Source organism: Enterococcus sp. PLH-Efm8 (assembly GCF_053011625.1).
The window spans coordinates 228520-245735 of sequence record NZ_CP172568.1; the positions used below are offsets into that span (position 1 = coordinate 228520).

The 17216-nt window shown below is 36.8% G+C and carries 19 protein-coding genes; 12 read left to right on the forward strand and 7 right to left on the reverse strand.

The annotated features are described in order from the left end of the window. Positions 1-10 precede the first annotated feature (10 nt). From ACIFUW_RS01145 to ACIFUW_RS01165, 5 genes are all read right to left on the reverse strand, one after another. Positions 11-1213 carry a hypothetical protein gene (locus tag ACIFUW_RS01145; protein WP_002299302.1) on the reverse strand — a complete coding sequence of 401 codons (1203 nt, stop codon included), beginning with the start codon at positions 1211-1213 and terminating at the stop codon, positions 11-13. Then, positions 1200-2987: a DUF6020 family protein gene (locus tag ACIFUW_RS01150; protein WP_002299301.1), complete on the reverse strand. Its 1788-nt coding sequence runs from the start codon at positions 2985-2987 to the stop codon at positions 1200-1202. Before ACIFUW_RS01150 ends, ACIFUW_RS01145 begins: the two co-directional genes overlap by 14 nt. A 12-nt stretch (positions 2988-2999) precedes the next feature. Then, positions 3000-3953, reverse strand: coding sequence for a glycosyltransferase family 2 protein (locus ACIFUW_RS01155; RefSeq protein WP_002299300.1), 954 nt, complete (start codon positions 3951-3953; stop codon positions 3000-3002). Between the two features lie 76 nt (positions 3954-4029). Beyond that, positions 4030-4938: an IS982-like element ISEfm1 family transposase gene (locus ACIFUW_RS01160; protein WP_002295743.1), complete on the reverse strand. Its 909-nt coding sequence runs from the start codon at positions 4936-4938 to the stop codon at positions 4030-4032. Between the two features lie 248 nt (positions 4939-5186). Next, a complete protein-coding gene (locus ACIFUW_RS01165) occupies positions 5187-5537 on the reverse strand; it encodes a PepSY domain-containing protein (protein WP_002289862.1) in 351 nt (116 codons plus the stop codon). A 199-nt stretch (positions 5538-5736) separates the two neighbouring features. Between ACIFUW_RS01165 and pepA the strand changes: the two genes are divergently transcribed. The 4 genes from pepA (at position 5737) to ytpR (ending at position 8575) form a co-directional block, all read left to right on the forward strand. Then, the gene (pepA, locus tag ACIFUW_RS01170; RefSeq protein WP_002294156.1) at positions 5737-6816 is read left to right on the forward strand and encodes a glutamyl aminopeptidase; all 1080 of its coding nucleotides are present in this window, start codon (positions 5737-5739) and stop codon (positions 6814-6816) included. Positions 6817-6958: 142 nt separating this feature from the next. Further along, positions 6959-7279, forward strand: coding sequence for a thioredoxin family protein (locus ACIFUW_RS01175; protein WP_002287837.1), 321 nt, complete (start codon positions 6959-6961; stop codon positions 7277-7279). Between the two features lie 21 nt (positions 7280-7300). After that, positions 7301-7765, forward strand: coding sequence for a universal stress protein (locus tag ACIFUW_RS01180; RefSeq protein ID WP_002287838.1), 465 nt, complete (start codon positions 7301-7303; stop codon positions 7763-7765). Between the two features lie 204 nt (positions 7766-7969). Beyond that, the gene (ytpR, locus tag ACIFUW_RS01185) at positions 7970-8575 is read left to right on the forward strand and encodes a YtpR family tRNA-binding protein (RefSeq protein WP_002294153.1); all 606 of its coding nucleotides are present in this window, start codon (positions 7970-7972) and stop codon (positions 8573-8575) included. Between the two features lie 174 nt (positions 8576-8749). Here the strand turns inward: ytpR and ACIFUW_RS01190 are convergent, their stop codons facing one another. Then, positions 8750-10036 (reverse strand): S1C family serine protease, encoded by a 1287-nt coding sequence (locus tag ACIFUW_RS01190; protein ID WP_002299298.1) that lies wholly within the window; start codon positions 10034-10036, stop codon positions 8750-8752. Positions 10037-10464: 428 nt separating this feature from the next. Here ACIFUW_RS01190 and rlmH point away from each other — a divergent pair, with 428 nt between their 5' ends. The 8 genes from rlmH to ACIFUW_RS01230 all read left to right on the forward strand — a co-directional run bounded on the left by rlmH (position 10465) and on the right by ACIFUW_RS01230 (position 16568). Continuing rightward, complete coding sequence (rlmH, locus tag ACIFUW_RS01195) at positions 10465-10944, forward strand: 23S rRNA (pseudouridine(1915)-N(3))-methyltransferase RlmH (RefSeq protein WP_002299297.1); 480 nt, start codon at positions 10465-10467, stop codon at positions 10942-10944. A gap of 394 nt (positions 10945-11338) precedes the next feature. After that, positions 11339-11815, forward strand: coding sequence for a PTS system mannose/fructose/N-acetylgalactosamine-transporter subunit IIB (locus ACIFUW_RS01200; protein ID WP_002301832.1), 477 nt, complete (start codon positions 11339-11341; stop codon positions 11813-11815). Between the two features lie 14 nt (positions 11816-11829). Further along, positions 11830-12630, forward strand: coding sequence for a PTS mannose/fructose/sorbose/N-acetylgalactosamine transporter subunit IIC (locus ACIFUW_RS01205; protein WP_002301831.1), 801 nt, complete (start codon positions 11830-11832; stop codon positions 12628-12630). Further along, a complete protein-coding gene (locus ACIFUW_RS01210; protein ID WP_002301830.1) occupies positions 12623-13432 on the forward strand; it encodes a PTS system mannose/fructose/sorbose family transporter subunit IID in 810 nt (269 codons plus the stop codon). Before ACIFUW_RS01205 ends, ACIFUW_RS01210 begins: the two co-directional genes overlap by 8 nt. Before the next feature lie 12 nt (positions 13433-13444). Further along, positions 13445-13864 carry a PTS sugar transporter subunit IIA gene (locus ACIFUW_RS01215; RefSeq protein WP_085811525.1) on the forward strand — a complete coding sequence of 140 codons (420 nt, stop codon included), beginning with the start codon at positions 13445-13447 and terminating at the stop codon, positions 13862-13864. A 3-nt stretch (positions 13865-13867) separates the two neighbouring features. Beyond that, entirely contained in the window at positions 13868-15538 is a 1671-nt protein-coding gene (locus ACIFUW_RS01220) for a glycoside hydrolase family 13 protein (RefSeq protein ID WP_002333343.1), read from the forward strand. Positions 15539-15644: 106 nt separating this feature from the next. Continuing rightward, positions 15645-16400, forward strand: coding sequence for a MurR/RpiR family transcriptional regulator (locus ACIFUW_RS01225; RefSeq protein WP_002301825.1), 756 nt, complete (start codon positions 15645-15647; stop codon positions 16398-16400). A 36-nt stretch (positions 16401-16436) separates the two neighbouring features. Further along, positions 16437-16568 carry a hypothetical protein gene (locus ACIFUW_RS01230; protein WP_002301824.1) on the forward strand — a complete coding sequence of 44 codons (132 nt, stop codon included), beginning with the start codon at positions 16437-16439 and terminating at the stop codon, positions 16566-16568. A 44-nt stretch (positions 16569-16612) separates the two neighbouring features. Here ACIFUW_RS01230 and ACIFUW_RS01235 read toward each other — a convergent pair whose 3' ends face one another. After that, entirely contained in the window at positions 16613-17116 is a 504-nt protein-coding gene (locus tag ACIFUW_RS01235) for a helix-turn-helix domain-containing protein (protein ID WP_002341888.1), read from the reverse strand. Positions 17117-17216 lie beyond the last annotated feature (100 nt).

Below are 17216 nucleotides of genomic sequence, written 5' to 3' on the forward strand. Positions count from 1 at the left end.
ATCGGTATTCTTAAAAGTAATTTAGTTCGTCTTTTGATTTCTCAGGAGGGATCAAAAAGGCGAAAGCACTAAGTATAGCAAAACTTGTGATGATTTGCGTACGATACGTAAACCAATAATGAATCTGTGAGTGATTAGCTAAAATATTGTACCAAATATACGGCGTTACAGCAGCTAAAACAAACAAAACTAGAAGTTGGAACGGACGCCAGCTATTTCGTTTACGATAAGCAAAATAGAGAAAAACAAGACAAGTAATCAATAGCAATAATATTGCTACTTTTGGATACATCAATCTAATATTGCTTTTCAGCATCTCTAATCGATGCAACGGGTATTTGTCGTTTCCTTCCGTTCGAAAGAGGATTTGGTTGATTGCATCTTTTACAATGTTTTTGTTCAATATGATCGATGATAGGATCCATTTAGCCACCCATGTCAAACCATAGCCTAATCCCCAAAAGATACCGGTAAAAACAAAACTGCCTACTTGTTTGCTCAATGAACTGCGTTTATCCATTAAATACTTATTTGTTACATAATAAATAATGATCACAGGTATCCCCCAAGAGATGACCGGTGTTGTCAACAAGTCAAAAAAGTTAGCTAAAGAACCAATGACAAAGAAATACAAGAATAATTGTTGGTTGGTGTTGGAGAGTTGTGGTTTTGTTAAAAATAGTAATACAGACAATAAAGTCAAAATCCAAATATTTGAAAATTGCATACTGAAGAAAAAGGTTGCAGCATTTCCTATAGCAAGCGAAATCAACAAGGCTGTCGTTAAATAGATGTCGCTACACTTGGTTAAAAAGTAGCTCGTCAATCCAATCAGCAGAAAAAGAATGGCTGCGTAAATCATTCGAATACTCCCCAAACTCATCCCTAGCAGTAAAGGTCGTAAAAAAAGCTGATAACCATGCCAATAACGGGGATAATCCGCCATAGACATCGCGTTCTCCAAGGAGTTCAATTCAGGATCTGCTTTTGTTTTTCGTATCATCAAATGATCAGTAAAATTATCTAACCGAGTGCCTAGCATATTTCCTTGATTGATAGAAGGATACATTCCTTCTTTTTCAACCATCTGTAGAGATTTTTCTGCATTCGATTCAATAGAGTGCTGCGGAATGAAAAAAGTAATTGTCAGTAGTACGCAATAGCTAGCGATCAAGAGAACAAAAGCAAAAAATATCTTTTTAAATAGTTTCATGAGTATCTCCTATATCTGTTTTCATTTTTTCTCTTTTATCTAGTAAAAAAGGAGAGAGGATATAAACAGGTAGACCTAATGCTAAAACAAACACATACCGTAAACTAAAAGCCACAGGAGTAGCAATCATAATAGTAGCAAAAACAAGCATACCGGGAAGAAAAAGGAGTAAATACCGATATTTTTTCTTAAAGATTGCTAAAAGTGCACTGCCGATAGCTAACCACAGTAATGTGCCGGAACCAAAGAAATCACGAGCATCGATGATTTTTTTCATTCCTGACAATCCAGTAAGATGTTCAATCAAATCTACTTGCTTCATCCCATAATTATTCGTGTTTACACGAGTATCTAAAAAGCCGTAACTATTTTTTGTACCAGGTACCCAGAACCCGAACGTTTCTAAAATATAAGCATCTGTATAGATTTTTATATTACTTGGTAAATTTCTTGCCCATAGTGATAGAAATTCTTTTTTATGTGTATTCAAAAACTCATTGTTAAAATTTTTATGCCACTTGATTGAGTCTGCAAGACTAGGAGAATACGCTTCATAATCTTTTATCGGGAGTAGCTGATTCATGAATGCTTTATCTTTCTTAGACAAGTCACCATCCATAACAATAGTTCTAGAAATTTGCTGCAAAGGAACACCTAATTGTTCAGCAGTTTCTGTAGGAATAGCATAACGAGCCATCAACGGGTGGATGAGTAGTCCAGCAATCACTGTATAACCCAGCACCACTTGAAAGAATGCTTGATACCTTTTTTGTTTCAAAATAATCAAGCCGCAAATCAAACCTGTGCCGGTTACTACATAAATCCCATTATTTCTTAGATAGGTGGTCAGTAAAGCAAGGATGATTACGTAAATCTGATTGAGAATCGTTGGCTTTTCTCGTTGAAAAATAAAGTCAAAAACCGCTAAGGAAAATAAAAAGCAAGCGATAGAGAACAAAGTATCTTTTTGCATGTTCAAGGCGTAGATTGGAAAAACCGGTGCAAATGCAAAATAGCATAAACTAATGAGTACCGGAAAAAAATGGATGTTTCTTTTTAACAGCCAGCAAAGAGAATAACTTATCGCTGAAGCTGTTATCAATGTTTGAAAAATCGAAAATAAAAATACACCGTGATTGATCGTATCAGTTGGTAAATCATGAACAAATAGCTTGACCAGTAAGGTGAATAAGACTGGATGATGATTGCTTATAGGAACATCACCCATAGATTGGGCGACCGAACTTAACGAATCAGGCAAAACCACTCCAGGATACAATGCCAACAGATAAGGAAGCCAACACAGAACTAAAAAGACAGTAAAGAATAAAAAATATTTTCTTGAAGAGAAAGCCTGTGTGTTTTGAGCAGTAAAAAATGTTTCCAGTTTTGGCATTGATAAATAAATCGATTGTAAAAATAAAAAAGAATACACAAAAATGGAGAAATAAACAAGAAAGTAAAAAATACTTCCATCAGCAATCGTTGTCTTTGTATAGTTTGCTGAGACATACTGAAATTGTATCTGTCTGCCAATAGAAAGTGTAAGAGCAAAAGCTGCAGAAAAAAACAATCGGGCAATAGCTGCAACTTTGTTTTTTATTGAAAACAACTCTATTCCATATTGCTTAAAAGCAAGTAGCAAAACCATGGCTAAACCAATGATTACTGTTGGATTCAAAGTTCCTAGACCATAAGAAGTAAAAAAAGCAAAACCTGACGCAAATAAAGTTGCAAAAAAAGTAGGAAATAGATTCTCCTTTTTCTTATGCATAAAAAAGGCCTCCTACTTCATTTCTTTATTTTGATATTCGTGGTAGACATGGTATAAATTCAATTCATATTCTTTCTTGGCATTTGTGACGACCGTATCCAAAATCAACCCTGTTACTAATGAAAGAAGGGCTAAAGTCATCAATCCAGTACTTAAAATCGCAGAAGGGATGCGTGTAATAAAGCTTGTCAGCATATATTCACGAATCACAGGAATCCCCATGACCAATCCAAATAAAAAGAAGAAGATGGTCCAGATCCCAAAGAAAAGCAAAGGTTTATAATCTTTGCACATTTTGATGATCATCATGATCACTTTGAATCCGTCAGAGAATGTATTCAATTTTGATTCGCTACCTTCAGGACGATCGCGATAATCGATTGGAATCTCAACGAACTTGAATTTTTTATCTAAAGCATGAATCGTCAATTCTGTTTCGATTTGAAAACCAGAACTCATAATAGGGAAGCTTTTGACAAAAATTCGATTGAATCCTCGATAGCCGGTCATGACATCGCGAATTTTTGTTTTATATAAGTAAGTAATTGTATTTTTAACCAGATTATTCCCAAAATCATGGAAAGGACGCTTATTTTCATCAAAATAGGTTCCATTTGATAGACGATCGCCAATGACCATATCTGCTTCGCCAGAACGTAATTTCTCAAGCAAACCATGTGCAGCTTCTGCAGGATAAGTATCATCACCATCTACCATCAAATAATAATCGGCATCAATATCAAAAAACATTTGACGGATTACATTTCCTTTTCCTTGACGTGGTTCTTTCTTTACGATTGCCCCACCTTGAACGGCCAATTCGTATGTTCGATCGGTCGAATTATTATCATAGACATAAATATCTGCTTCTGGTAATTCCCTTTTAAAATCTTCAATAACAGTTGAAATTGTCGCCTCTTCGTTATAACAAGGAATGAGCACGGCAATTTTTTCACGTGATTCCATTTGTCACTCTCCTTATATAATAAAACTAATCTTATTTCAAGAATACCATATAATAAACCCGTGGTGCTAGTTAATTTTAATATCCTAAAGAATATCTCAAAGTTCCTTCAAAACGTCGTTGTGCTCGACTTAATAGAACACTGTAAGCCAGTAATATGCTTTCAAATCTACTCTCTAGCCCTTTAACAGAACGTGAGTTGAAATTTTGACAACCTAATTTTTCTAAGGAAGAAAAAACAGTCTCAACTGTTTTTCTTTGTTTTCCAAGTAAGCTGTGGTCTAGTTTTTCTGATTTATCCATGTTTTTACGTGGCGGAACGGATATAGTAATGCCCTTAAGGGCAAGCTTTTCATGGATTTTATGGCTAATATATCCTTTGTCCCCTAGGATATTGGGAAGATTCGCTTCTTCCGATAAAGTCTCTAACACTTTCACGTCATGGACACCTGGATTCGTGATTGAGTAAGTAATCGGAAAGCCAGTCTTAGTAACGATCATATGAATTTTAAGACCATAAAAATAAGATTTTTTTGTTGAGTTATAGCCAACTTTGGCTATTTGATTCAATAGTTTTGCTTGTCTATTTCTAACTGGTTTACATAATGGACTAGGAAAACTATCTATAATTCCGACTAGTTCACCTTTGGTGAGCTTCTTGATGAAAAAGTATCGAATAATCTTGATAGTGTAAGCTAAGTTTGAACTTAAGCGAGTGAATCGACTCCTACTAGGAAAGTCACCATTAGGAAATAAGACGGAACAAACCGCTCTATACGTGGCTCTTTGGCTAGTATAGCCATTAATTATGCCCCATATAACACAAGCAATAATCACTGTATCGCGTTGCTTCAGTTGATCAGTATTTCTTCGGTTTTTAATCTTATCTGGTACACAATTGTGGTATATGTTAGAAACAGTTCTCATAATTTCCTTGAATGTTATAAAAGTATCTGTATAATGTTCAGTATATTTTGATGAACGCATATGTAGTCCTCATTTCTTGGGAGTTTTGAGACTACTATATGCGTTTTTTTGTTGATTTACCAACATGTTTAGACATTTTCCTCTAGGAAAAAATTAACTAGCACCACGGGTCATATAATAACTATAATACTAGCTATTCCAAGAGGAAATAGCCCTATTTTTATAAAAATTACCCACTATAAAAGAAGTATAGGATACCTCTCTTTTGAATAGTGGGTGCGTATTCGTTCTCTCACTTTTTTGACGTATTAATCTGTTGCACCTTTTTTTCTTGAAATTTCTAATACGGTTCCTGTATGAGCATCTGCTAAAAATTCATAATAAACAGTTTCGCCATCTTCTATTCGAGAAAGACCTCCCCGATAAGCACTCGACCGAACGGCGAATTTCCTAATAGGTTCCTTTTCAAAAGAGATCCAAGAACCTTCGATTGCACCTTCTTTTAGAAAAGATGACTTGATATTTTCAAGTACTTGGTCTGCTGACAATACTTTTTTGCGATGATACCAAATCGTTGAAGCTACCCCGCTCAATAATCCTAGACCGATTCCAACTGCTAACCCGCCTTTAAAATAGCTTAGTTCGCTTTCTTCATACATGTGGACATACCTCCTTCTTCTCACTTGTTACTCCTTGTGCTTATTTTACCACACTCTCATATTTTCTTTGAAATAAATAACCGCTACCAGAAAAAATAAGCTATAATAAATACGATCGGTCTGCAGAAAAAATCATATTTTATCCGCAGATCAATATAAGTCTGAGAGGAGTTTAGTCTGAAATTTAGACGAATAGCATATGGAAGAAAAAACATTTCAACGAATCAAAGAGTTAACAGAATTACAAGGAACAAGCGGTTTTGAACAAGATGTTCGCGCTTATATGGAAAGTCATATGGAACCGCTGGTAGATGAGTTACAGTTAGATGGTTTGGGCGGCATTTTTGGTCTGCGCCATCATGAAGAAGCGGATGCACCCCGTGTAATGGTCGCAGCACATATGGATGAAGTCGGATTCATGCTGACACAAATCCAAGAAAACGGGCTTTTTAAAGTCGTACCTCTAGGCGGCTGGAATCCTTACGTTGTTTCTGCACAGCGTTTTACACTTAAAACCTCTACTGGTAAGAATTATCCATGTATTTCTTCTTCCGTTCCCCCGCATTTATTGCGAGGAACAAGCGGACAAAAATCAGTAGAAGTAACCGATATTTTGTTCGATGCTGGGTTTGAATCAAGAGAAGAGGCAATGAGTTACGGTGTCCTTCCAGGAGACACAATCGTTCCTTACGCTGAAACGATCAAAACAGCCAACGGAAAGAATATCATCAGCAAATCATGGGACAACCGCTATGGCTGTACAATGGTATTAGAAGCTTTAGAAGCGTTGCAAAATGAAACATTAGGGCATACATTGATCGCAGGCGCGAATGTCCAGGAAGAAGTAGGCTTGCGTGGTTCTAAAGCTTCTGTCAATAAATTCAAGCCAGATCTGTTCTTTGCAGTAGACTGCTCTGCAGCAGATGATACAGTGACGAAAAATGGCACATTCGGACATTTAGGAGAAGGTACATTGATGCGTATCCAAGATCCAGGTTTGATCATGCTTCCTCGTTTGCGCGAGTACTTGCTGGATATCGCTGAAACAAACAATATCCCTTATCAATACTTTGTTTCAAAAGGCGGTACAGATGCAGGTGCTGCTCATACACAAAACGAAGGAATCCCAAGTACAGTGATTGGCGTAGTGGGACGTTATATCCATACGCATCAAACGATGTTCAGTATTCGCGATTTTGAAGCTGCACGAGAAATGTTGATACAAACACTGAAAGGTTTGGATAAATCAACAGTGAATACGATCGTATACGGAAAATAATGCGATAGTGAAACTATAAAATCTGGCAAAAGATTGCTTTTGCCAGATTTTTTTTATAAAAAGAGGATCAATGTTTGTTAGTTCGAAAGAAAGGTGTATAATTTAATTGAAAAATACATAAACAGAAAGTAGAGGACAAAGAATGATTATCCCAAATAGTTTAGAAGAATTAGCAGGCTACGTAGAAACTGGAAAGAGTGTATTTTTCTTTACTGCCGGCTGGTGCGGAGACTGCCGTTTTATCAAACCGCAAATGCCTGAAATTGAAAATGACTTTTCTGATTGGCAATTTATTGAAGTAGACCGTGACAAGTACATAGATGTAGCCGCTGAATGGAACATTTTTGGTATCCCAAGTTTTGTCGTGATCCAAGACGGAAAAGAATTAGGTCGTCTAGTGAATAAAGATCGTAAAACAAAACAGGAAATCGAATCGTTCCTAGAAAGTGTGACAAAAGGCTGACATCTGTTAGGAGGGGTCAAGATGAATCAAGAATATAAGAACATTTTAGTAGGTATCGACGGTAGTGAACAAGCACTTGCTGCTTTCAAAAAAGCGGTGGAAGTGGCTCGCCGTAATAATGGGAAAGTATATGTAGCAAACGTAATCGATCAGCAATTTTATAACTTTATGGGCTATGCACCTATTGATCAAAATCTAGTCGATCAGCAAACTGAAACAGCCAAGGAAATGATCGAAGAATGTAAAGAATATGGGAAATCTGTTGATTACACAAATATAGAAGGAATTATTGCATATGGTTCTGTTCGTGAATCCATGGCAGTCAAATTGCCAAAAAAATATGAGATCGATCTAATCATGGTTGGGCAGTCAGGTCTAAATGCAGTCGAACGCTTTATGACAGGAAGTGTAGCCAGCTACGTGATACGTCATTCACCTTGTGATGTCTTGATCGTTTCTGACGAAGAAGAACAGCCAAGTAATTAAGCAAGTGGAACTTGTACGACCTTTTTAATCAATTAACTAAAACAGTAAAGGGACTGTGACAAAAGTCTTGTCACAGTCCCTTGTTACGAATAAATGGTGTTCCAGAAGAGGCTTCTTCGGAAATAAAGCATGAAAAAAATCTCATGCAGTGAATGCAATTTTTTGTTAAGATAAATCTCAGCAAAGGATAATGGAGGAAAGAACATGATTTTTGCTTATAACAAAGCACACGTCGGAGACACCTTGATGGTTATTATAGCCGACGATAAAGGAACAGAAAACACTGTTGAACGCAAATGGAATGTTGCTCGGATCAAAGATGAACAAGGTCAAGTTGTTGCTTGGAACTTTTTCCATATCTCCGATCATCTAACAATCGAAGGGAACGGCCAAGTAAGCTTAACAGATGAGGAATTAGCGAAATTGAATCGATTGATCAAAGAAGCAGGATTCGAAGAACAGCTTGAAGCTGATCATGAACCGAAGATCGTTGTCGGGTACGTAAAAACATGCGTCCCACATCCTGATTCTGACCATTTATCGATTACTGAGACAGAAGTAGACAATGGTACAGTATTGCAAATCGTTTGCGGTGCACCCAATATCGAAGCTGGACAAAAAGTTGTCGTTGCAAAACCAGGAGCTATGATGCCAGATGGAATGATGATCTGGCCAGGAACTTTGCGAGGGGTAGATAGCTATGGAATGATCTGTTCCGCTCGTGAATTGCATTTGCCAAATGCTCCAGCAAAAAAAGGAATCTTAGTATTGCCTGAGGATGCCGTAGTCGGAGAAGCATTTCCAAAATAAAGAGGTTGTGAGTCTGCCGTTTCACTCTGAGTCACAAGGAGCAATTTCAAAAAACAGCTTCTCATGTTTGTTGGATCTTGTGACTTGTGACCGAGGAGTTGGCAAGAAAAATATAGTTTATAAAAAAGAGGTTAGGTTGTGACAAGTCTTTGCCACAACCTAACCTCTTTTTTATTAATTTTCACTATTTTGATTTTGTTTTAATGCCGATTGATCGATCGTCAATTCAACAGTAGTTGTTTTTTCTTTCGAGCCTTCATAGTAAGTGATTTTGACAGAATCTCCCACTTTTTTCTTATACAAAGCAGATTGAAGTTCTACACCAGAAGAAACTTCTTTGTCATCGATCTTAGTAATGACGTCGTATTTTTTCAATCCAGCTTTTTCAGCCGGTGTAGCTGTTTGGACATTTGTCACGATGACACCGTTAGTTACAGATGAAGGAATCTTCAAGATTTGTTCTTGTTGCTGAGTAGAAACGGCAGATAAGTCGACCATTGTGATACCTAGAGCTGGACGTGTCACTTTTCCGTCTTTTTCCAGTTGATTGATGATATTCACTACATCGTTACTTGGAATAGCAAATCCCATTCCTTCTACGCTTACATTAGAAGTAGATTCAGAAGTACTTGCGATCTTACTTGAGTTGATACCGATAACTTGTCCTTCGATATTCACTAAAGGACCACCAGAATTTCCAGGGTTGATTGCTGCATCTGTTTGGATCGCATTGATATTGACTGTTTCGTTCGATTCATTTGTACTTGTTACTTGTCGGTTCAAGGAAGAAATGATTCCTGAAGTGACAGAATTCGCATATTCAGATCCTAATGGGGAACCAATCGCAATCGCAGGCTCACCAACCTTCAGAGCACTTGAGTCACCAAAAGAGGCAACTGTTTCGACTTTGTCTGAATTGATCTTCAACACCGCTAAATCTGAATAAGCATCTGTTCCAACTAATTCAGCTTTTACCTTCGTACCGTCTTTCATCAAGACTTCAAGACCTTGCTGGCCATCTACTACGTGGTTGTTTGTGACTACATAAGCAGTATTCCCGTCTTTTTTGTAGATCACGCCGCTTCCTTCACTATAAGCTTCCAAATTACTATCATCTGAGCTGCTACTTTCTTCTTGCTGCCCGAATAGTCCGCCAAAACCGCTTGATTGGTTTTGACTTTGCAAGTTGATAACAGAAACGACAGCGTCTTGAACTTTATCTACTGCTTTGGTGATATCAGAATCTACATTGACTTTGACGTTTTCCACAACTGTTTCACCAGCAGAATTTTGATTGCCACTTGTAGTAGAACTATTGTTGCCAGTGCCCATCGCTGCATAAAAAATACCAGCTGTCAGTAATCCTCCAACGATCCCTCCAACAAGCCCTAGACCTAACTTACGCCAGAGGCTATTATTTTTATTTTTTTTCATCTTTGGTGTCACATTTTTTCTATCCATGTGTTCCTCCTCCAATTACATTCATTTATCTACTGTTAGTATACTCTTATTTGTTGACTTTAGTCTACTTTGAGACTGTGAACTTTTTATGAAAAACTTTAGGAAAAACCATTGTTTTCAGATGAAAATATTTGATTTGCTTTTTTCCACAGAAACTGTGTAAAACTACGCGGATAGGATTGGAAAAATAAGGGATAAAACATATCCACAGCCTGTGTATAAAGTGGATAAATTCTTATAAAACGTATGTTTGCCTAATAAATGTGATGAAATAAGGTAAAATAACACTGTTTTCTGTGGATAAACCTGTGGATGTTGTGCATAACTGTTGGGGAAATCTTTTTAACAAAAATAGCCAAAATAAACATATAGACGAAAAAATTGATTATAATAAACAAAGTGAGCATGAAGACCAAAGGAGAGAAAACATGAATATCAAAATTATCTCAGTAGGAAAATTAAAAGAAAAATACCTGATCCAAGGTATCAATGAGTATGTCAAACGGCTGAATGCCTATGCAAAAATCGAATTGATCGAAGTTCCTGACGAAAAAGCCCCGGAGAATTTAAGCGAAGCGCAAATGAGACAAGTAAAAGAAAAAGAAGGGGAACGGATCTTAGCGAAAATCAAAGAACAAGAATACGTCTATGCCTTAGCAATTGAAGGGAAAAATCCCACAAGCGAATCTTTTGCTAAACAAATCGACCAATTAGGTATCCAAGGAAAAAGCCACCTTGTTTTTGTTATCGGCGGCTCTTTAGGACTCAGCGAAGCCGTCATGAAAAGAAGCAATGCTCACATCTCTTTTGGAAAAATGACGTATCCACATCAATTGATGCGTCTGATCCTTGTCGAGCAAATCTACCGTGCCTTCCGGATCAATGCGGGGGCTCCATATCATAAATAAGGATAGTTGTATCAAAAATATTCTCCACCTCGCACCTTTTTTAGGGATGTCAGCGGGTCAATATACGCGGAGTGGTTGCCAACTTCAGAATATGAGTTGGTTCAAGCATCAGAACTCTCCTTTACTGATTTCTCAAAAGAGTTGACGGATTGTGATGGCGAAATTTGGATTGCGATAAAAAAGAAGTAAATAGTAATAAAAGATAGCGTAAATTTAGGGAGCTCAGTCATCTAATCGATGGTTGGGCTATTTTTTTGTGGGAAATTTCTCTTAATAAAGAAACTATTTCCTAAGATAACGACTGTTTCCCTGATACTTCTAAAACTATTGTTAAAGTAACAAGGCGTAGATATACTTTGGGATGTAAACGATAACAAAAAAGGAGACGATAGATATGGGATTAGTATTAGCAAGAATCGATCAACGATTGATTCACGGTATTGTGGTAACACAGTGGGCAGGTGCGACAAAAGCAAAACGATTGATGGTCGTAGATGATCAAGTCAGTAAGGATGACACACAAAAAGCAGCAATGCGAATGAGTAAGCCAGCTGGAACGGGGATGTCAATTATTGATACAGATACAGCTATTATTAATTTCAAACTTGGCAAGTATGACAGTCATAATGTGCTTATGATCGTAAAAGAACCGAGTACATTAGTAAAACTAGCTGAGAACGGTATCGATATACCAAAAGTGAATATCGGGATCATGTTTGATGGTGAAGGGAAACAAACAGTAAAAAAAATGGTTTCAGTTGATGAACAAGAAATTGCTGATTTAAAAAAATTAGAGGCTATGGGAATACCAGTTACTTTTCATTTTGTTCCTTCAGATCCTGAAGAACCATTAGATGTGAGAATAAAATAAAGGAGATAATTGGAATGGAAATTATCCAAGGAATTTTAATTATTATTTTAGCAGTGTGGGTTGTATTAGATCAACAAGGATTGGTCATTACAACATGGTTTCCCATCATGATTGCTTTGTTTGCAGGGCTGATTATGGGAGATATGACAACCGCAATGGTTATTGGCGGTACGTTTCAATTAATGGCTTTGGGTGTAGCGAATATTGGGGGATCGTCCGTTCCTAACTGGGGTTTAGCTGCTCTTGTAGGTATCTACGTAGCCATCCGTACCACAAATAATATTGAAGAAGCAAAAGCTGTTGCATTAGCAGTAGGTGTTCCTGTTGGGATGCTGGGAATTCAATTAGATGTGTTGGCTAAAATATTGAACACATATGTTACTCATGCGGCACAAAAGGCAGCAAATAAAATGGATTTTAAGAAAATGAATCAGATTTTGTGGTTAGGACCAGTGATTTTCGGATTATCTACAGCCATTCCAACTGCATTGTGTGTTGTTTTTGGTGATAGAATTGTTCGATTGATTTTAGATTTTGTGCCTAAGTGGTTTACAGATGGATTATCGATTGCTGGAAGCATGTTGCCTGTAGTCGGAATAGCATTACTTCTACAAGTTATGCCGGTGAAAAAATATATGACGATGCTCTTGATTGGTTTTGTACTTTCCGCCTATTTAAACATGCCTATTTTGGGAATTTCAATCGTCGGCTTTGCTTTAGCGTATTACTTTTTCACGACAGAAATAAAAAAAGCAGAGACGGCATCACCTGTAGCTGCCAATATAGTCGATGAAGGAGATGATTTTGATGAATAATGAAGGAAATAAATTATCAAAGAAAGATATACGTAGAGCAGCATTTCGCTATATGTTTATGGCATGTAATATCTTCAATTACGAAAATCAACAAGGTCCGGCAGTTGTTTATGGACTTGAAAAAGCACTAAGAAAAATTTATCCAAATGATGAAGACTACAGAGCTTCTCTGAATAACCATTTTAAATATTTCAATACAACGACTTGGATGGCGAATTTATTATTAGGTGCCAGCTTAGCAATGGAAGAAAAAGATGGAGTCAGTTCATTAGATGCAGTTCAAAGTTTTAAGACTGGGATGATGGGTCCTTTAGCTGGTGTGGGAGACACGTTGGTTTGGGTCCTTTATCCAACGATTATGGGCTCGATTGCAGCTTATATGGGTCTAGAAGGAAATCCGACTGGTGCCATTATTTGGTTATGTTTGAATCTATTCTTTTTGTTCTTCCGATTTAAACTTTTTTCGATTGGGTATACTTCAGGGTTAAAGTTGGTGACTGCTTTAGGAAGTAAATTATCGATATTTACAGAATCTGCTTCAATTATGGGTTTGACAGTCGTTGGAGCTTTGATTCCATCTGTTGTAAAAATGAATGTTGCAGTGGTTTTTCAATCTGGAAAAGTAAAATTACCTATTCAAACAGAAATTCTTGATAAAATCATGCCAGCACTCTTACCTGCAGTTTTAACAATTATTGTTTATAAATTGATAGCTTCAAAAAAAATGACGGTCATTCAAATTATTTTTTCAGTGATCATATTCGCATTGATTCTATCATTTTTCGGTATTTTAAAGGTTTAAGGAGAATAAAGAATGAAAAAAATTATTTTTGCTAGTCATCATAATTTAGCTGTAGGATTGAAAGATACTGTCCAATATATTTTACCGAATGTTGGTGAAATAACTGCAATCGCAGGTTATATTGATAACTCACCTATAGAAGAAAAGATTAACGAAGTAATGGTAAGAGACAATGAGGATACTGATATATTGATTTTTACTGATATGCTAGGTGGTTCAGTCAATCAAGCATTTATAAAATATATCAATCAACCTAATGTCTATCTGATTACCGGGATGAATCTACCTGTGGTATTGACAATTTTATTGAATACATTAAACAAAAGATTGACAGACAACCACATCCGTGAGGCAATCCAAGAAGCACAAGACCAATTGGTTTATGTCAATGATTACTTAAAAAATATAGTCGTTGATGAGGAGGATGAGTAACGGATGAATGAATGGTGGAAAAGTAGTGTTGTCTACCAAGTGTATCCTCAAAGTTTCAAGGATTCAAACAATGATGGCATCGGAGATCTTATGGGGATCGTTGAAAAATTACCTTATTTAGCAAAGTTAGGGGTTGATGTTATCTGGCTAACTCCAATTTTTGACTCTCCGCTAATTGATAACGGATATGATATTCGAGACTATGAGAAAATTTCAGAAAATTATGGAACGTTAGAAGATTTTAAGAGATTATTGGAACAGGCGCATCAACTGAATATTCGAGTTATTTTAGACCTTGTCGTCAATCATACAAGTAATCAGCACGCTTGGTTTATAGAATCACAAAAAAATAAAGAAAATCCATATTCTGATTATTATATTTGGAAAGATCCCAAAGAAGATGGGAGTGCACCTACGAATTGGGGATCGACATTTGGCGGGTCGGCTTGGGAGTATGTTGAGAGTAGAAAGCAGTATTACTTACATTGTTTTGCAAAAGAACAACCAGATTTAAACTGGGAGAACCCGAAAGTTCGTCAGTCTATTTATAAAATGATGAAAAAATGGTTTGATCTTGGAATTGATGGATTCCGAATGGATGTTATCAGCTTGATTAGCAAGCATCCTGATTATCCTGATGCTCCAAATAGCATGCCCTATACAAAGTCTTATTATGTCGGAGCATCCAACGGTCCGCGAGTGCATGAATTTTTACAAGAGATGAATCGAGAAGTTTTGAGTAAATATGACAGCTTAACTGTCGGTGAAACACCGAACACAAATAGCAGACAGGCACAGCTTTATACGTTTCCTGAGCGTAAAGAATTAAATATGGTTTTTCATTTTGATCATATGCATCTTGATTATGGAAAGTATGGAAAGTTTTCAGATGTAAGGTTTAAGCTTAGCGATTTAAGAGCTACGTTAAGTGAGTGGCAAGAAGCGCTTTCAGATGGTTGGAATTCTCTTTACTGGAGTAACCATGATCAACCGCGAGCTGTTACTAGATTTGGTGATGAAAACGAATATCGGATAGAGTCTAGTAAGATGTTAGGAACACTACTTCACATGATGAAAGGAACCCCATTTATTTTTCAAGGGGAAGAAATTGGAATGAAAAATGTTCCATTTTCTTCAATTGATGAGTATCAAGACATTGAAACAAACTATTTTTATAAAAAGATGAAAGAAGAAGGCGAGAGTGATGAGTACATCAAACGTGCTATTTATTTGAAATCTCGTGATAACGCACGAACACCAATGCCTTGGGATCATTCAAAAGGGTATGGATTCTCGAACAGTGATCCTTGGATCTCTTTTTCGCCAGATAATCAACAAATCAATGTAGAAGATGCTTTAAAAAATCCAAATTCAGTTTTTTATCATTATCAAAAACTGATTTCACTGCGTAAAAACTATCCAATCATTCAGCATGGTACGTATAAATTGATCAATGAGAATGATTCAGCAGTGTTTGGTTATATACGTGAGTATAAAAATGAACTATTAGTGGTGATCTGTTCTTTTTCAAAAGAGTCTGTTCCCTATGAATTACCTAAATCATTGCAAGGTCGAAAAGGGGTTCTTCTTCTATCAAATTATGAGCAATCACCATCTGAATTGGAAGATAAGTTTATATTACGACCTTACGAAGCACTTGTTTATCATATATAGCAAGCACGTAAAAACTGTGTTAGAATTTGGGCAATAAGAAAGAATTTCGGATAAAACAGCGCAAGTTTTATCCGAAATTCCTTCTGTATATATGAGAGGTGAGAAAATGGATTTTGAACAAAATGTTCGACTAAACTTTGATTTGCTCTCAGATAATGAAAAAGATATGGTTTTTTTTATTCGTACGCATAAAGCTCAAGTAGTTCACATGTCCATTGTAGAATTGGGAGAACAATTATTGTCTTCTAAAAGTTCTGTCTTACGTTTAGCAAAAAAATTGGGATTTCGTGGGTATTCTGAAATGAAATATTCTCTTGAACAGAGCATCGTTCAATCGGTTATTCCACCGACAGATCTTATCGCACTATTGAAAGATGAAATCAACCGAACTTTTCAATTAGCGGACCAAACAAATTTCCAACCGATATTAGAACAGCTAAAAGCGGCAAAAACAGTAGTTGTCTATGCGACAGGCTTTACGCAAAATAACTTTTCAAAAGACTTTGTAAACGATTTGATTTTATCGGGACGACCAGCCATGTTAATTTCAGGTGAAACAAACTTTGAAATGTTAAGCCATACTTTGACAAAAGATGATTTTGTGATCGTTACGTCTCTAAGCGGTGAGACACCAAGCATCAAATCAACAATCAAAAATTTGAATATGAACCGAATTCCACTTTGCGGAGTTACTGAGCTGGGAAAAAATTTCCTCAGCGAGCATTCCGACTTTTTGTTATATTATGAGACAAGAGAGCTTCCAAGCAATTTAATTGAAGGAAGTCGTTCAATGATTGGATTAAATATTTTGCTATCAATACTCTCTAGAAAGTACCGTGAATTTATTCTTTTTGATGAGTAGCCTCCATTTCGAAACAAAGGAGCAAGTGTTGAAAAGTTGTTAGCCAATCGTTTCAAGAGTGAGAACAAGGAAATCTATCGAACATTCATTGATAAAGTGACATTTGATAAGCTGAACAAAGGAAATATTCAACTATATCTGAAATTTGATGAAAAAATCATCAACTAATTGAATGAGCAATGCTAAACAGTCGTATCTGACAAAGATGCGGCTTATTTTTTAGAGCTAAGCCACTTCGATCTATGTTGTAAATTAGCATAGGCTGTTACGCATGCAATAACACCCCCTGGATATTCGTAATATCTAGGGGGAAAGTTATGTAGGTCCGCCACGCCTTTTTGCGTATATCCATAACTCCATTCCCGGAGAATCAGGTCACACACAATCGCCAATGTCCAATTGGCACGGGATTTGAAACCTACTTCCTCCGGAGTGTGGTAGGCGACGATTTGGACCAGTTCCGCTTCCTGTTCATCTGTCAGCCGTGAAGGTCGTCCGCTTTGTTTTTTGGAGACTAAACCTTGGATTCCATTATGGCAGTAGTTTTTCACATAGTGGCTGACAGTATGCTCGTCGCGGCCGATGGTGTGCCCGGCTTCTTTCCGGGTGTGGCCTTCAAGAACCAACTTGACTGCCAGGAAACGCTCGTACAACCGGCGGTTGTCTGTCGTATTCATCGCTTTTTCCAATTCACGGATTTGGCGTTCTGTTTCCATGTTCCCCACTCCTCAAGTGTTTTCTTTAGTATACGCCTATAGGAGGAAAAACGAATACAATTTAACTCAATTTATATAGCTTAAGCTTTTTTCTTTATTT

Excerpts from the sequence above, each read along its gene's own strand:
- ACIFUW_RS01145 (WP_002299302.1), bottom strand. The coding sequence starts at position 1,213 with ATGAAACTATTTAAAAAGATATTTTTTGCTTTTGTTCTCTTGATCGCT.
- ACIFUW_RS01150 (WP_002299301.1), bottom strand. The coding sequence starts at position 2,987 with ATGCATAAGAAAAAGGAGAATCTATTTCCTACTTTTTTTGCAACTTTA.
- ACIFUW_RS01155 (WP_002299300.1), bottom strand. The coding sequence starts at position 3,953 with ATGGAATCACGTGAAAAAATTGCCGTGCTCATTCCTTGTTATAACGAA.
- ACIFUW_RS01160 (WP_002295743.1), bottom strand. The coding sequence starts at position 4,938 with ATGCGTTCATCAAAATATACTGAACATTATACAGATACTTTTATAACA.
- ACIFUW_RS01165 (WP_002289862.1), bottom strand. The coding sequence starts at position 5,537 with ATGTATGAAGAAAGCGAACTAAGCTATTTTAAAGGCGGGTTAGCAGTT.
- pepA (WP_002294156.1), top strand. The coding sequence starts at position 5,737 with ATGGAAGAAAAAACATTTCAACGAATCAAAGAGTTAACAGAATTACAA.
- ACIFUW_RS01175 (WP_002287837.1), top strand. The coding sequence starts at position 6,959 with ATGATTATCCCAAATAGTTTAGAAGAATTAGCAGGCTACGTAGAAACT.
- ACIFUW_RS01180 (WP_002287838.1), top strand. The coding sequence starts at position 7,301 with ATGAATCAAGAATATAAGAACATTTTAGTAGGTATCGACGGTAGTGAA.
- ytpR (WP_002294153.1), top strand. The coding sequence starts at position 7,970 with ATGATTTTTGCTTATAACAAAGCACACGTCGGAGACACCTTGATGGTT.
- ACIFUW_RS01190 (WP_002299298.1), bottom strand. The coding sequence starts at position 10,036 with ATGGATAGAAAAAATGTGACACCAAAGATGAAAAAAAATAAAAATAAT.
- rlmH (WP_002299297.1), top strand. The coding sequence starts at position 10,465 with ATGAATATCAAAATTATCTCAGTAGGAAAATTAAAAGAAAAATACCTG.
- ACIFUW_RS01200 (WP_002301832.1), top strand. The coding sequence starts at position 11,339 with ATGGGATTAGTATTAGCAAGAATCGATCAACGATTGATTCACGGTATT.
- ACIFUW_RS01205 (WP_002301831.1), top strand. The coding sequence starts at position 11,830 with ATGGAAATTATCCAAGGAATTTTAATTATTATTTTAGCAGTGTGGGTT.
- ACIFUW_RS01210 (WP_002301830.1), top strand. The coding sequence starts at position 12,623 with ATGAATAATGAAGGAAATAAATTATCAAAGAAAGATATACGTAGAGCA.
- ACIFUW_RS01215 (WP_085811525.1), top strand. The coding sequence starts at position 13,445 with ATGAAAAAAATTATTTTTGCTAGTCATCATAATTTAGCTGTAGGATTG.
- ACIFUW_RS01220 (WP_002333343.1), top strand. The coding sequence starts at position 13,868 with ATGAATGAATGGTGGAAAAGTAGTGTTGTCTACCAAGTGTATCCTCAA.
- ACIFUW_RS01225 (WP_002301825.1), top strand. The coding sequence starts at position 15,645 with ATGGATTTTGAACAAAATGTTCGACTAAACTTTGATTTGCTCTCAGAT.
- ACIFUW_RS01235 (WP_002341888.1), bottom strand. The coding sequence starts at position 17,116 with ATGGAAACAGAACGCCAAATCCGTGAATTGGAAAAAGCGATGAATACG.